Raw genomic sequence first — 13,743 nt, 5'->3', positions numbered from 1 at the left:
CCCCCGGTTCAGTCGGCCGACGGTGCCGGTGCCGCCTCGCCGCCGTCCGCTATCGCCTCCGCGACCTCCGCCACCCGCGCGTGCTCCTCCGCCGCGAAGCGGTCCCGGTCCAGCTGTTCGGCGATCTCCTCGTCCTGCGCCATCAGCAGGTCCAGGCTGGAGTCGCCCAGCTCGAAGACGCCCATGTCGACGTAGGCCTTCTGGAGCCGCTCGCCCCACAGGCCGATGTCCTTGACGCACGGGACGATCCGGCTGAACAGCAGCTTGCGGAACAGCTGGAGGAACTCGGAGTGCTCGGACAGCTCCTTGGCCTCCTGCTTGCCGATGCCGAAGTTCTCCAGCACCTCCACGCCGCTGAGCCGGTCGCGCATCAGGTAGCAGCCCTCGATGACGAACTCCTCGCGCTCGCGCAGTTCCGCGTCGCTCAGCTGCTTGTAGTAGTCGCGCAGCGCCATCCGGCCGAAGGCCACGTGGCGGGCCTCGTCCTGCATGACGTAGGCGAGGATCTGCTTGGGCAGCGGCTTGGTCGTCGTGTCGCGGATCATGCCGAACGCGGCCAGCGCGAGGCCCTCGATGAGGACCTGCATGCCGAGGTAGGGCATGTCCCAGCGGGAGTCGCGCAGGGTGTCCCCGAGGAGGCCTTGGAGGTTGTCGTTGACCGGGTAGAGCATCCCGATCTTCTCGTGCAGGAACCGGCCGTAGATCTCCGCGTGCCGGGCCTCGTCCATGGTCTGGGTCGCGGAGTAGAACTTGGCGTCCAGATCGGGGACGGACTCCACGATCCGGGCCGCGCAGACCATCGCGCCCTGCTCACCGTGGAGGAACTGGCTGAACTGCCAGGAGGTGTAGTGCTTGCGCAGCTCGCCCCGGTCCTTCTCGGTCATCTTCGCCCAGTGCGGGGTGCCGTACAGGGTGAGGGCCTCGTCAGGGGTGCCGAGCGGGTCGGTGGGATCGACCTCCAGGCTCCAGTCGATGCGCTTGTTGCCGTCCCACTGCTTGTCCTTGCCCTTCTGGTAGAGGGCGAGAAGGCGTTCGCGGCCGTCGTCGTAGTCCCAACTGAAGCGGGCGGCTCCGGAGGCGGGCACGGTCCACAGCGGCTGGTCGGGGGCGGTGGTGTAGAGGTCGTGGGTCGACATGGACGGCTCCTTCGCCTCGCATGCTTCGACAATTCACTTGCCGGTTGGCTCAGTTGGCAGGTTCACACGCTGGTAGACGCCGGGTCAACAAGTCGTGCGCAAGGGATTGACGGGCTTACTGACAGAAGGTCTCATAAGGAGTGACCGCCGGTAACCCATGCGTGAGGTGGATCCAGCCATGACGACAGTGACCGAACGCGATGTGCAGTTGCTCCGCGACGCACTCGGCCCGCTCCGGGACCGCGAGCAGATCGCGGAACGGCTGCTGGAGGCCTCGGCCAAGCACTCCTTCGACCCCGACAAGGAACTCGACTGGGACTCGGTGGCCGAGGACGGCAAGTGGTTCTGGCCGCCCGAGCTGATCTCCCTCTACGACACCCCGATGTGGCGGAAGATGTCGCTGGAGCAGCAGCAGGAGCTGGCCCGGCACGAGTCGGCCTCGCTGGCCTCGCTCGGCATCTGGTTCGAGATCATCCTGATGCAGCTGCTGGTCCGGCACATCTACGACAAGCCGGTGGTCAGCAACCACGTCCGCTACGCCCTCACCGAGATAGCCGACGAGTGCCGGCACTCGATGATGTTCGGCCGGATGATCACCTGGGGCGGGGCGCCCTGCTACCCGGTCCCCCGCCGCTACCACAACCTCGCGCGGGTACTGAAGACCATCTCCACCACGCCCGGTTCGTTCGCCGCCACCCTGCTGGGCGAGGAGATCCTCGACTGGATGCAGCGGCTGACCTTCCCCGACGAGCGCGTCCAGAGCCTGGTGCGCGGCGTGACCCGCATCCATGTGATCGAGGAGGCCCGGCACGTCCGGTACGCCCGCGAGGAGCTGCGCCGCCAGATGGTCACCGCACCGCGCTGGGAGCGCGAACTGACCCGGGTCAGCTGCGGAGAGGCGGCCCGCGTCTTCTCCGTCTGCTTCGTCAACCCGCAGGTGTACGAGAACGTCGGCCTGGACCGCCAGGAGGCCGTGGCCCAGGTACGGGAGAGCGGACACCGGGCGGAGGTCATGCAGTCGGGCGCCAAGCGGCTCACCGACTTCTTCGACGACATCGGGGTGCTCAACGGGGTGGGCCGCAGGCTGTGGAAGAACTCGGGCCTGCTCGCCTGACGACGGTGCCCACTACTCTTGCGGGTATGACCCCTGCCGCAGCCGCGCCCCCGCAGCGCGCGTACCGAAGGCTCAGCGTCGAGGAGCGGCGCGCCCAGCTCCTCGGTGCGGCACTCACCCTCTTCGCCCACCGGGCCCCCGACGAGGTCTCGCTCGACGAGGTCGCCACGGTGGCCGGCGTCTCCCGGCCGCTGGTCTACCGCTACTTCCCGGGCGGCCGCCAGCAGTTGTACGAGGCGGCCCTCAGGTCCGCGGCGGAGGAACTGATCCTCTGCTTCGCGGAACCGGCCGTGGGCCCGCCCACGGAGCGGGTGACGCGGGTGCTGGACCGCTATCTCGCCTTCGTCGACCAGCACGACGCCGGTTTCAGCGCGCTGCTGCGCGGCGGCAGTGTCGCCGAGACGTCCCGTACGAGCACGATCGTCGACGAGGTGCGGCGGGCGGCGGCCGACCAGATCCTGCTGCACCTGGGCCGGGGCGCGGGCAGCGATCCCGGGGCCCGGCTGCGGATGATGGTGCGCACCTGGATCGCGGCCGTCGAGGCGGCCTCGCTGATCTGGCTGGACGAGGGGAAGCAGCCGGCCGCGTCCGAGCTGCGCGACTGGCTCGTCGACCAGTTCATCGGACTCCTCGCGGTCACCGCGGCCACGGACCCGGCCACCGCCACCGCCGTCGCCGAACTGCTGCCGCTGGAGACCGCGGCGGGCCCGGCCGGCCGGCTGGCGGAGCGGCTGATCCCGGTGGTCGGTGCGGCGGCGCACCTGCTGCCCCCGGACTGATCGGTCAGACTGGGCGGGTGAGAAGCGAGAACGTCCCCTTCACCGGCGGCCCGCTGGACGGGCGGGCCCTGCCCGTACTCCTCGGCGCCACCGGCCACCCGCCCAAGTGGTACGAGGTCCCGGTCCCGGACGCCGACGGCGGACCTGCCACCGTGCACGCTTACCGGCGGGTCCCGGCCGGGTACTCCAAGCGGCTGGGCATCCAGCGCGGCTGGGTGTACGAGTACGCCCCGGGCGGCCGCGAGCGCCACAGCCCCAAGTGGCCCTGGTCGAAGCCGGAATGACGCATATGGGGTGAACCGGGGCGAGGCTCCCCGCCTCGGGGGAGACCGTAAGATCGACGGTCAGGTCCGAGGACGGTCATATAGGGGGTGCGCCATGGAGGCGCTGCGTCAGGACGATCCACGCCGCTTCGGCCCGTACACGGCGTTGGTGCGGCTGCGTGAGACGGCCGCGGCGGTGCAGTACCTCGCGCGCGGCGCGACCCCGCAGGACCTCGCCGTGATCACGGCGGCCCGGCCCGAGCTGGCCGCGCTGCCCGGCTTCCGGCGGCACTTCGAGGCGGAGGCCCGGACCGCGGACCGGCTGGCCGGTGGGTGGGTGGCCGCGCAGCTCGACACCTGCACGGACGGGGCGGAGGAGGACGAACCGCTGTGGACGGCCGCGGAATACGTACCGGCGCTGACCCTCGCCGAGGCGATCGAGACCGCCGGGCCGCTCCCCGAGCGGGCCGTACGGATACTGGGCGCGGGCATCGCGGAGACCCTCTCCCGGGTGCACGCCACCGGAGCCGTCCTGCAGGGGCTCGCCCCCAGGACGGTGTTGCTGGCCGGGGACGGGCCCCGGCTCACCGCCTTCGGCCCGCTGGGTGCGGCGGCCGACGCGGAGGCGCGGCCGGGCGGGCAGCTCTCCGTCCGGCTCGGCTATCTGACCCCGGAGCAGATCGAGGGCGAGGAGGCCGGTCCGGCCTCCGACCTCTTCGTGCTGGGCCTGCTGCTCGCGTACGCGGCGACCGGCAGCACCCCGCTGGCGGACGGCCCCGCGACGGAGGCCGCCGAGCGGATCGCCCACACCGACCCGGAACTGGCCTCCGTGCCGGACGCGTTGCGCGATCTGATCGGCCGCTGCCTGGCGAAGGACCCGGACGACCGGCCGACGGCCGGCGCGGTGGCCGCCGAACTGGCCCTGGAGGGCGCGGCCGGGCTCGCGAAGGGCGGCGACTGGCTGCCGGCTCCGCTGTCGGCGGCGCTGGCGGAACAGGGTGCGCGCGCCCAGGCACTGGAGACCGCGCCGCCCGTCATCGAGGACGCCGTGCCCGTCACGGAGACGACGGAGACGACGGAGACGACGGAGACGACGGAGACGACGGAGACGACGGATACAGGGGACGCGACGGGGGCGGTAGGCGCAACGGACGCGGTGGGTGCGGCGGACACCCCGGAGGGCCCGGATGTGCCGGACGCGACGGGCGCCCCGGCGGGCCCGGACGCCCCCGAAGTCCCTGACGTGCAGGACGCCGTACCCCTGGCGCTCCCCGCCGGCGACGGGTCCGGGGAACCCTCGGCCGGCCGGGACACCCGCACCGCCCAGTTCGGGATCATCGACCCCCGCGCGTCCCGGTCCGAGGACCCGGCGACGACCCAGCTCTCGCTCAATCGTGAGCTGACCGGCCCCGCCGAACCACCGGCCGGTCAGGCGCCTCAGCCCCCTCAGTTCCCCCAGGCTCCTCAGCCGCTGCCCTACACCGCCCCCGCGGCGCCCTTCCCCCACGCGGCCCACCCGATGCCCCACCCGGCTGCCCAGGGCCCCGCTCCGCTTCCCGCGCCCTTCCCTCTCCCGGCCGCTCCCGAGCGCCCCTTGGCCGGACGCCGGAGCCTGCTGATCGGGGCCGCGGCCGGGGTCGCCGGGCTCCTGGTCGGCGGTGGCGCGGTGTTCGCGCTCGGTTCCGGCGACGACGACGAGCCCACGGACGACGCCAAGCCCGCCCCGAGCACCAGCCGGGCCGCCGTCGCCGGACTGCCACCGCAGCCGCGCTGGATCCACGCGCACCCGGAGTCCGAACCGGCCCCGCGCACCGCCGCACTCTGGAACGACCGGCTGCTGGTGCTCACCGACGCGGACCACGCCACCGCCATCGACCTGCGCACCGGCCACCGGGTCTGGCAGAACGCGGACGCCGCCAAGGGACAGGCGGCCCTGCCAGCAGGCAAGGAACTGTGCTTCGTCGCCGCTCCGGACGAGTTCCTGTGGCTGTCGGCGAAGGACGGCAAGGTCGCCCACCGGCTGGCGTACGCCGACGGATTCGACGGCGCTCCGCACCTGGTGGTGCCCGATCTCGTCGGCGCGTCCGGTTCGACCGTCTGGTTCACCGGCTCCACCAAGTCCACCGTGAAGGCCCCCAAGCCGAAGAAGGGCAAGAAGCGCGGGAAGGACAAGGTGGTCGTCAAGTCGTACCTGTTCGGGTACGACATCGAGCAGCGCAAGGAGCTGTGGCGGACGCCCGTACCCACCGGCCGGGGCCCGGAGGCGCCGGAGTACCGGCTGATCGCGGTGCGGGCGGACGACATCGTCGTACGGCAGAGCCAGCAGTCGCTCACCGCGGCGGACGTGAAGGCGGCGAAGGGCAAGGGCACGTTCCGCAGCTTCGACCGGAAGACCGGGAAGGCGAAGTGGACCGAGGCGTTCGGCACCGTCACACCCGGCGGCGCCGCCGTGGGCGATGCGGACGGCCTGCTGTACGCGGCCGTCGGTGACGACCTCCGGGCCTTCGGGACGCCCGACGGAAAGCCGAAGTGGACGCTCAACGGCACCCACGGCTCCCACTTCGGGAACTCGGTCGAGGCCGGCGCACTGCTGCACACCACCAACAGCAACCAGGAGGTGGGGGCGGTCGACCGGTCGACCGGGCGGCCGCGCTGGCAGCGCTCGACGGAGGGGCCGCGCACCGACGTGACTCCCGTGATCAGTGTCAGCGGCACCGGCGGGACCCTGCTCGCGGCCAGCTCCGGCCAGGTCACCGCGTTCGCGGCGGCGGACGGGCGGCGGCTGTGGAAGTTCCAGGACATCGGGGAACAGGACCCGAAGGGCGCCACGGTCACCAGCGCGTACCAGGTACTGCCCTTCGGGAAGAGCGCGCTCGTCCGGCGCGGCCGGATGGTCTACGCGTTCCCGGTCGACTGACGGGACAGGCTGACCGCCGGTCCGGAGGGCGGCGCCGAACCGCCGCCTTCCGGGGGACCGGGCCGCCGCCACGCCCCTCGGTTCTTGAATCACCTGACGGCAGGTGAGCGTATAGAGGCATTGCGCTCACTTATGGGGTAGTCCGACGATTCACCCCGCTATCGGAGGTGATGTCGTGCCCGGCAGTGTCCTGCGCTCCGTCTGCACGGCGGCGCTCGCAGCCGTCGTCGTGACGTCACCGGCCGCCGCCGTGGCCGCTCCCTCCCCCTCTCCCGCACCCGTGGGCGAGCCCGCCCCGGAAGCGGCTGCTCCCGGTACCGCCCCCGCGCTGCTGGTGGAGCTGCAGAAGCTGTACCAGCAGGCCGAGGAGGCCACCGAGACCTACAACGGGACGGCGGCCGAGCTGAAGAAGCGGACTGCGGAGGCGAAGAAGCTCGACGCCGCCCTCGTCACCGCCCGGCTCTCGCTGTCGCGCGGCCGCGACGCCACCGGGCGGCTGGCCCGCGAGCAGTACCAGGGCCGGTCCGACTTCTCCTCCTACCTGCGGCTGCTGCTGTCCCGCGACCCCGCGCAGGCCCTGGACCAGGGCCAGGTCATCCAGCGGCTGGCCGCCGGACGGGTCGCGGCCGTGAAACGGCTGACCGGCGCCGAGAAGCGCGCCGACGAGCTGGCGAAGGAATCCCGCAAGGTGCTGGACCGGCAGCAGGTGCTGGCCGCGCGGCAGAAGAAGGACCGCGACGCCGTGCGGAAGCGCCTGAAGGAGGTCGAGGCGAAGCTCGCCACGCTCTCCGCGGACCAGCTGGCCGAGGTGTCCGGACTCGAACAGAAGAGCACGGCAGAGGCCCAGGACGCACTGGTCACCTCGGGCGCCCTGTCCTCGGCCCGGCCGCCGTCGGAGGAGGGCGGCGAGGCGGTCCGGTACGCGGTCCGGCAGATCGGCAAGCCGTACGTGTGGGGCGCGGAGGGCCCCTCCTCGTTCGACTGCTCCGGGCTCACCTCGCAGGCCTGGGCGAACGCCGGACGCACCATTCCGCGTACGTCGCAGGAACAGTGGCGGCAGCTGCGCAAGGTGCCGGTGAGCGCGCTGCGCCCCGGTGACCTGGTGATCTACTTCCCGAAGGCCACACATGTGGCGCTGTACATCGGCAACGGGCTGGTGGTGCAGGCGCCCCGCCCCGGCTCCCTGGTGAAGGTCTCGCCACTGGCGTCGAACCCGCTGCTGGGCGCGGTCAGGCCGGACCCGGACAGCGCCTCACTGAGTACGTACAAGGCGCCGGAGCTCCCCCAGGGGGCGTCCGGAGGCTCCGACGACGGGTACAGCGTCTCCACCGCGCCCACCGGATGACAGGCGCACCCGCTGAACGGACGACCGGCCGGGCCGGGTCCGTCCAGCGGGTGGGGAGCACTCAGGCCCCGGACAGCGAGGCCAGGTACGCGTTCGTCTTCTCCGGCTCGAAGAAGAAGTTGTCGAAGTCCGCCGGGTCGTTGAACCCGTTGGCGAAGCGGTCCGCGACGGGCTGGAGCTGACCGCCGGCGCCGATCAGGTTCAGCACGTGCTCCGGCGGGACGCCGAGCATCGCGTTGGTCCACCTCACGACGTGCTGGGCGGTGTCCCAGTAGCGGTCGAAGGTGGACTGCATCCACGCCGCGTCGAACTCGCCGTCGCCGTGCTCGATGATCGAGTCCAGGTAGGCGTTGGCGCACTTGGACGCCGAGTTGGAGCCCTGGCCGGTGATCGGGTCGTTGGCGACGACCACGTCCGCGACGCCGAGCACCAGGCCGCCGCCGGGCAGCCGGCCGATCGGCTTGCGGACGGTGGGGGCGTAACGGCCGGCGAGGGTGCCGTTGGCGTCGGTCAGTTCGACCTTCGTGGCGCGTGCGTACTCCCACGGGGTGAACCGCTCCATCAGCTCCAGCGTCTTGGCCAGGTGTTCGGAGGGGTCCTTGATGCCCTGGAAGACATCGAGCGGCCCGCCCGGTACACCCTCCCAGAACAGGATGTCGGCCCGGCCGGACGTGGTCAGCGTCGGCATCACGAACAGTTCGCCCACGCCCGGGACCAGGTTGCAGCGCACCGCGTCGAACTCGGGGTGCTCGGGGCGCGGCCCCATGCCGTGGACGTACGCGACGGCCAGGGCGCGCTGCGGGGCGTCGAACGGGGAACGGGAGGCGTCCCGGCCGAACATGGAGACCAGCTCGCCCTTGCCCGCGGAGACCATCACCAGGTCGTAGGTGCGGGAGAAGTAGTCCAGATCGGAGACGGCCGCGCCGTGGATGACGAGCTGTCCGCCGCGCTGGGCGAAGGTGTCCATCCAGCCGGCCATCTTCACCCGCTGGTCCACGGATTGCGCGAAGCCGTCCAGCTTTCCGACCCAGTCGACGGCCCGCGAGGAGTCGGGGGCGGCCACCGAGACGCCGAGGCCCTCGATGCGCGGGGCCTGGGACTCCCAGAAGTTGAGCTGGTAGTCCCGCTCGTGCTGGAGCGCGGTGTGGAACATGCACTGCGTCGACATGACCCGCCCCGAACGGATCTCGTCGGCGGTGCGGTTGGACATGAGGGTGACTTCGTACCCTCTGGACTGCAGTCCCAGGGCGAGCTGGAGACCGGACTGACCGGCTCCGACTATGAGTATCTTCCGCATCGCGGTTCTCCGTTGTGTGTGACGTGCGAACTATTCGGGGGATGCCTCAAGGGCGTGGCCCACCAGGGCCAGCAGAGCCTCGACGACGTTGATCCTGTTACGCGCGTCCATGATCACAACAGGTACGTGCGGGGGTACGGTCAGGGCCTCCCTGACGTCCTCGGCCTCGAACCCGGGCGTGCCCTCGAAGTGGTTGACAGCCACGATGTACGGCAGTCCGCAGCTCTCGAAGTAGTCGAGGGCCGGGAAGCAGTCGGCCAGCCTGCGGGTGTCGGCCATCACGATCGCGCCGATCGCGCCGCGCACCAGGTCGTCCCACATGAACCAGAAGCGCTCCTGGCCCGGGGTGCCGAAGACGTACAGCACGAGGTCGTCGTCGAGCGTGAGGCGGCCGAAGTCCATGGCGACGGTCGTGGTGACCTTGTCGGGCGTGGCGCTGAGGTCGTCGGTCTCCTCGCTGGCCCGGGTCATCATCGCTTCGGTCTTCAGCGGGGTGATCTCGGAGACCGAGCCCACGAAGGTGGTCTTGCCGACACCGAAGCCGCCCGCGACCACTATCTTCGTGGCGACCGGTGCCCTGGTGTGGTCCAGCTGCCAGTCCCGCAGGCCCTCTTCTGCCTGGTCCGTGGGCCCCGGCTGACGCGGGGCGAACAGCGGCGACTCAGAGACGACGGAGTCCATCGAGCACCCTTTCGAGCAGTGCGCGGTCGGGCTGGCCGGTGCCGTGCCCGGTCCCGTACACGCGGATCTTTCCCTGGTCGGCCAAGTCACTGAGCAGGACCCTGACCACGCCGAGCGGCATCTTCAGCAGTGCGGAGATCTCCGCGACGGTACGCATCCGGCGGCAGATCTCGACGATGGCCTGGAGCTCCGGCATGACGCGCGAGGACAGGTTGCCGTTGGTCAGTTCGCGCCGCTCGTCCGGGGCTTCGAGCGCGGCCACGAACGTCTCGACGAGCAGGACGTGGCCGAACCGGGTGCGGCCGCCGGTGAGCGAGTACGGGCGCACCCGCGCGGGCCGTTTGTCGGCCCCGCGCACGGGGAGCCTGCGGGCGGGTTCGGCGGCGGCGTGGGTCACTGGGCGCTCTCCATCGATTTGCGCAGTTCACTGCGGAGTTCGGGGGTGAGTACGTGGCCGGCCCGGCCGACGAAGAGCGCCATGTGGTAGGCGATGACGCTCATGTCGCAGTCGGGGGTGGCGTGCACGCCGAGCAGCGAGCCGTCGCTGATCGACATGACGAAGACGCTGCCCTCCTCCATGGCGACCATGGTCTGCTTGACGCCGCCGCCCTCCATCAGCTTCGCGGCCCCGATGGTGAGGCTGCCGATTCCGGAGACGATGGTCGCCAGGTCGGCGCTGGAGCCGCGGGGGCCGTCCTGCTTGCCGGCCGACCGGGCGGCCTGGTGGCCGGGGTCGGAGGAGAGCAGCATCAGTCCGTCCGACGAGACGACGGTGACCGAGTGGACCCCTGGCACCTCCTCCACCAGATTGCTCAGCAACCACTGAAGGTTCCGGGCCTCGGTACTCAGCCCGAATGTGCTGGGCGCAGTCAACTGCGTGCCTCCTCGACTGTGTCCCCCGTCTCGTCGGTTCGACCGTCGGTACGGTCGGCCGCCTCAGTGTGGCCTGTACGTGCGGTGCGGGCGGCCGGAACGGCCGTCCCCGGCGTGGCGGAACCGGCGATCTCCGCCTCGACGTCCCTGCGGCCGTCCTTCGCGCCCTGGTGGAAGCCGCCCAGCCGGCGGCGCAGGGCGTCCTTGTCCACGCTGCCGGTGCGGTCCGCGGCGGGGGCGGCGGCCGGCGCGACGACCTTGGGGGTGCGCTTGGGCAGCCCCTTGTCCGTGACCCGGTCGGGCTCCGGGTGGCGCGGGCCGGGCACGGTGTCGGCCGCCGGGGCGGGCGCCGGGGCGGCGACGGGTGCGGGGGCGGGCGTCGGGGCCGTGACGGATGCGGGGGCCGGGGCCGGGGCGTCCGCCTGGGTGTCCGCCGGCTGCGGGTTCTCGTCCGCGGCGCGTTCGTGGGTGTCGGGGCCGATGGCGTAGGGGCCGGACGCGAGCGGGGCCTCCGGTCCTTCGCCGAAGGCGGGCGCGTGGGTGAACTCGGGTACGTCGTCGAACTCGGGCACCCGGGGAAGCCGGACCTGCATCGTGGTCTCGGCGTCGCTCTCCGGACCCGCCGAGGACGGCTCGGGCGCGGGTTCCGGTGCGGGCGCGGGTTCCGGCGCGGGTGCGGTCTGGGGCTGCGCCGGGGGCGCGGCCTCGGACTTGGACTCGGCCTCGGACTGGGCGATCGTCTGTTCGGCCGCCGCGATCAACGGGTCGACGTCGACGGCGGGCGCCGGGACGCGGCTCGGCAGCGCGTTGGAGTTGGCCTCCGCCACCGAGCCCGGCAGGTTCAGCGTGGGCGCGTCGCCGGGCGCGGTGACCGGCGGCGGGGTCGCGGCCGGCGGCGCCTTCGGCAGCAGGGCGGTGGGCAGGACGACGACCGCCGCCACGCCGTTGCCCTTCTGCTCGCGCAGCTGGACCCGCACGGCGTGACGGGCGGCCAGCAGCGACGTCACCTGGAGGCCGAGACCGGCCCCGTCCGCGTTCTGCTCGCCCGCCTCGAAGAGCGAGGGGTCGGCCAGCCGGGTGTTGAGCTCGCCCATCCGTACGGACGACATACCGATGCCCTCGTCCTGCACGGAGAGCATGACCTCGCCGGTCTCCAGCAGCCAGCCGGAGAGCTGGACCTTGGAGTCGGGCGGCGAGAAGGAGGTGGCGTTCTCCAGCAGTTCCGCGACCAGGTGGCTGAGGTCGTCGGCGGCGAACCCGGCGACCTGGGCGTGCGGCGGCAGGGACTGGATGGTGACCCGCTCGTACCGCTCGATCTCGCTGACCGCCGCGCGCAACACGTCGACCAGCGGAATCGGGCCCGGGTGCGCGTGTCCGTGCTCGGCGCCCGCGAGGACCAGCATGTTCTCGCTGTGGCGGCGCATGACCGTGGCCATGTGGTCGAGCTTGAAGAGGGTGGCGAGCCGCTCCGGGTCCTGCTCCCGCTCCTCCAGCGACTCGACGACCCCGAGCTGGCGCTCGACGAGGCCGAGGTTGCGCAGCGAGAGGTTGACGAAGGTGTGGTGGACGGTGTTCTTCAACTTCTCCAGCTGGGCGGTCAGGTCGGCCGTGTGGACCTGGAGTTCGGCGCGCTGGATGGTGAGCGCCTCGCGGCCCGCGATCAGCTCGGCGCGCTCGCTCTCCAGCTTCCCGAACCGCCCGTTGAAGTCGTGGAGCAGTCCGTGCAGCCTGCCGTGCAGGGTGTTGATGGACCGGACGACCTGGGCGAACTCGTCGTTGCGGCCGGTGTAGCGGACCGGCTCCGCGGTGTCGGGTTCCGCCGCGAGGCGGGCGGCGCCGATCCGCAGCACGGCGAGCGGCTGGGTGAGGGTGCGGGCCACGGCGGTGGAGACGGCGACGGCGATCAGGAAGCAGCCGCCGAGCAGCGCGATCCGCAGTTCGAGCGCGGTGACGTCGTCGTCGCGCAGCTGCTCAAGCCGCCGCACCTGGGCGGTGCCGAGCGCGGACTCGACGCTGCGCATCCGGTCGATCCGGGCGGAGAGCGCGGCTCCGGTCTTCTTGCCGCTGACCTTCTGGTCGGCGTCGGAGAGCTCGGGGCGGTCGGTGAGCTCCGCGAGGTACTTCTCCGCGTTGTTGACCTCGGGACCGGTGACGGTGGACGCGAGCTTGTCGCGGGCGGTGGTGCCGGCCGCCTGGTCGAAGTCGGCCAGCGAGGACAGCTCGCCGACCCTGGCCTGCTGGGCGGCGGCGCTCAGCTCGTCACGGGTGCGGTCGTCCTTGGTGGCGCCCTCGTCCTGGGTCTGGACGGGCAGTCCGGTGAAGGGGTCGGTCTGTGTCACCGGCTCCTTGCGGGGGACGGCGAGCGCGGCGAGCAGCAGCCCGCGGGTGGCGGAGGCGTGCTCGGTGGCCTGGCCCAGCGCGAGCGGGGCGCGGCCCGCTCCGGCGGCGCGCGGCGGGGTCTTCTCCGCGAGTTCGTCCGCGAGGCCGTGGAGCTTGGCGATGACCTCGGAGTACGACTGGTGGGCCTCCAGCGCGGAGCCCTTGCCGCTGACGGCGTCGCGGCGCAGCGAGGGGATGGTGGAGAGGTCGCGGCGCAGGACTTCGGGGGCCGCGTCGCGCATCTCGTCGACCTGCTGGTCGACTCGGGCGCTCCGGCTCCCGGTGGCGCCGCCCTGGCCGGGCTTTCCCTCCCGGCCGACGGCGATGTACGCGGTGACCTCGTCGCGCTCGTCCGCGAGGGAGTGCGCCAGCGCGATGGCCTGCTGGTTCAGCTCCGCGAGGGTGACCAGCCGCTGCGAGTCGTTCAGCTCGGACGAGGCGCTGAGGGCGGCCGGAGCCCCCGCGGCTATGACGGTGATCCCGACGACCGCGACTCCCGCGACCAGCCGACTGCGTACGCGCACGGTGCGTCCGCCTTCGGCCGGCGCCGAAGACGCCACCTCGGAACCGCTGTTCTTGCCGCCCTTGCTCCGAGGCCGCTTCTTCTGCACCGGTGCTCGCATTCTTGACTCGTCCGCCCTTGAAGCAGAGGTGACGCACGGCCACTTGAACGAGCGCCCCGCCCCCTGGTACGGCTTCTGACCATTCCAGTGCTTTTGAGAGGGGGGCGCGCATCAACCGCTCCGCCACTTGAACGAGTGAACAACACTCAAGAGTTGACGAACAACTCTCCCCAGGGGGCCCCGCCGGCACACCTGGCCGTCCGGCTGGAACTTCCGGGCGGGCTTTGGCAGGATGCCCGCCCGCACCCTTGGCGGAGTCATTACCTCCGGTCCAGCCGCCCGTCTGACCTGCTGGTACGAGCGGGCCGGGCTCCGTGCACGCCTCGTGAAGGCGTC

The 13,743-nt window shown here is 71.9% G+C and carries 11 protein-coding genes; 5 read left to right on the top strand and 6 right to left on the bottom strand.

The features are described 5' to 3' along the window. Positions 1-8 precede the first annotated feature (8 nt). The gene (locus ACZ601_RS29265) at positions 9-1,136 is read right to left on the bottom strand and encodes a ferritin-like domain-containing protein (protein WP_469543507.1); all 1,128 of its coding nucleotides are present in this window, start codon (positions 1,134-1,136) and stop codon (positions 9-11) included. 178 nt (positions 1,137-1,314) lie between these two features. Between ACZ601_RS29265 and ACZ601_RS29260 the strand changes: the two genes are divergently transcribed. The 5 genes from ACZ601_RS29260 to ACZ601_RS29240 all read left to right on the top strand — a co-directional run bounded on the left by ACZ601_RS29260 (position 1,315) and on the right by ACZ601_RS29240 (position 7,554). After that, a complete protein-coding gene (locus ACZ601_RS29260) occupies positions 1,315-2,250 on the top strand; it encodes an AurF N-oxygenase family protein (protein ID WP_469543505.1) in 936 nt (311 codons plus the stop codon). Between the two features lie 26 nt (positions 2,251-2,276). Then, on the top strand, positions 2,277-3,029 hold the full coding sequence (locus tag ACZ601_RS29255; RefSeq protein ID WP_469543502.1) for a TetR/AcrR family transcriptional regulator: 753 nt from the start codon (positions 2,277-2,279) through the stop codon (positions 3,027-3,029). Between the two features lie 17 nt (positions 3,030-3,046). Continuing rightward, a complete protein-coding gene (locus ACZ601_RS29250; protein WP_440578820.1) occupies positions 3,047-3,313 on the top strand; it encodes a hypothetical protein in 267 nt (88 codons plus the stop codon). Positions 3,314-3,407: 94 nt separating this feature from the next. Continuing rightward, positions 3,408-6,209, top strand: a complete 2,802-nt coding sequence (locus ACZ601_RS29245) for an outer membrane protein assembly factor BamB family protein (protein WP_469543500.1) — start codon at positions 3,408-3,410, stop codon at positions 6,207-6,209. 175 nt (positions 6,210-6,384) lie between these two features. Continuing rightward, positions 6,385-7,554 (top strand): C40 family peptidase, encoded by a 1,170-nt coding sequence (locus ACZ601_RS29240; protein WP_469543497.1) that lies wholly within the window; start codon positions 6,385-6,387, stop codon positions 7,552-7,554. A gap of 61 nt (positions 7,555-7,615) precedes the next feature. Here ACZ601_RS29240 and ACZ601_RS29235 read toward each other — a convergent pair whose 3' ends face one another. The 5 genes from ACZ601_RS29235 to ACZ601_RS29215 are packed head-to-tail and all read right to left on the bottom strand — an operon-like array spanning position 7,616 to position 13,395. After that, the gene (locus ACZ601_RS29235) at positions 7,616-8,851 is read right to left on the bottom strand and encodes a styrene monooxygenase/indole monooxygenase family protein (RefSeq protein WP_440575192.1); all 1,236 of its coding nucleotides are present in this window, start codon (positions 8,849-8,851) and stop codon (positions 7,616-7,618) included. 30 nt (positions 8,852-8,881) lie between these two features. Further along, positions 8,882-9,532, bottom strand: a complete 651-nt coding sequence (locus tag ACZ601_RS29230; protein ID WP_469543494.1) for a GTP-binding protein — start codon at positions 9,530-9,532, stop codon at positions 8,882-8,884. Then, positions 9,513-9,929, bottom strand: a complete 417-nt coding sequence (locus ACZ601_RS29225; protein WP_440575194.1) for a DUF742 domain-containing protein — start codon at positions 9,927-9,929, stop codon at positions 9,513-9,515. Before ACZ601_RS29225 ends, ACZ601_RS29230 begins: the two co-directional genes overlap by 20 nt. After that, positions 9,926-10,405, bottom strand: coding sequence for a roadblock/LC7 domain-containing protein (locus ACZ601_RS29220; RefSeq protein ID WP_440575195.1), 480 nt, complete (start codon positions 10,403-10,405; stop codon positions 9,926-9,928). Before ACZ601_RS29220 ends, ACZ601_RS29225 begins: the two co-directional genes overlap by 4 nt. Further along, positions 10,402-13,395 (bottom strand): sensor histidine kinase, encoded by a 2,994-nt coding sequence (locus ACZ601_RS29215; protein WP_469543548.1) that lies wholly within the window; start codon positions 13,393-13,395, stop codon positions 10,402-10,404. The genes ACZ601_RS29220 and ACZ601_RS29215 overlap by 4 nt, the downstream gene beginning before the upstream one ends. Positions 13,396-13,743 lie beyond the last annotated feature (348 nt).

Source organism: Streptomyces sp. NPDC104307 (assembly GCF_055584045.1).
Note: the sequence above shows the minus strand (reverse complement) of the source record. Positions and strands in the feature narration are given on the sequence as shown.

Coding starts and splice junctions, on each gene's coding strand:
- ACZ601_RS29265 (WP_469543507.1), bottom strand. CDS start 1,136: ATGTCGACCCACGACCTCTACACCACCGCCCCCGACCAGCCGCTGTGG.
- ACZ601_RS29260 (WP_469543505.1), top strand. CDS start 1,315: ATGACGACAGTGACCGAACGCGATGTGCAGTTGCTCCGCGACGCACTC.
- ACZ601_RS29255 (WP_469543502.1), top strand. CDS start 2,277: ATGACCCCTGCCGCAGCCGCGCCCCCGCAGCGCGCGTACCGAAGGCTC.
- ACZ601_RS29245 (WP_469543500.1), top strand. CDS start 3,408: ATGGAGGCGCTGCGTCAGGACGATCCACGCCGCTTCGGCCCGTACACG.
- ACZ601_RS29235 (WP_440575192.1), bottom strand. CDS start 8,851: ATGCGGAAGATACTCATAGTCGGAGCCGGTCAGTCCGGTCTCCAGCTC.
- ACZ601_RS29230 (WP_469543494.1), bottom strand. CDS start 9,532: ATGGACTCCGTCGTCTCTGAGTCGCCGCTGTTCGCCCCGCGTCAGCCG.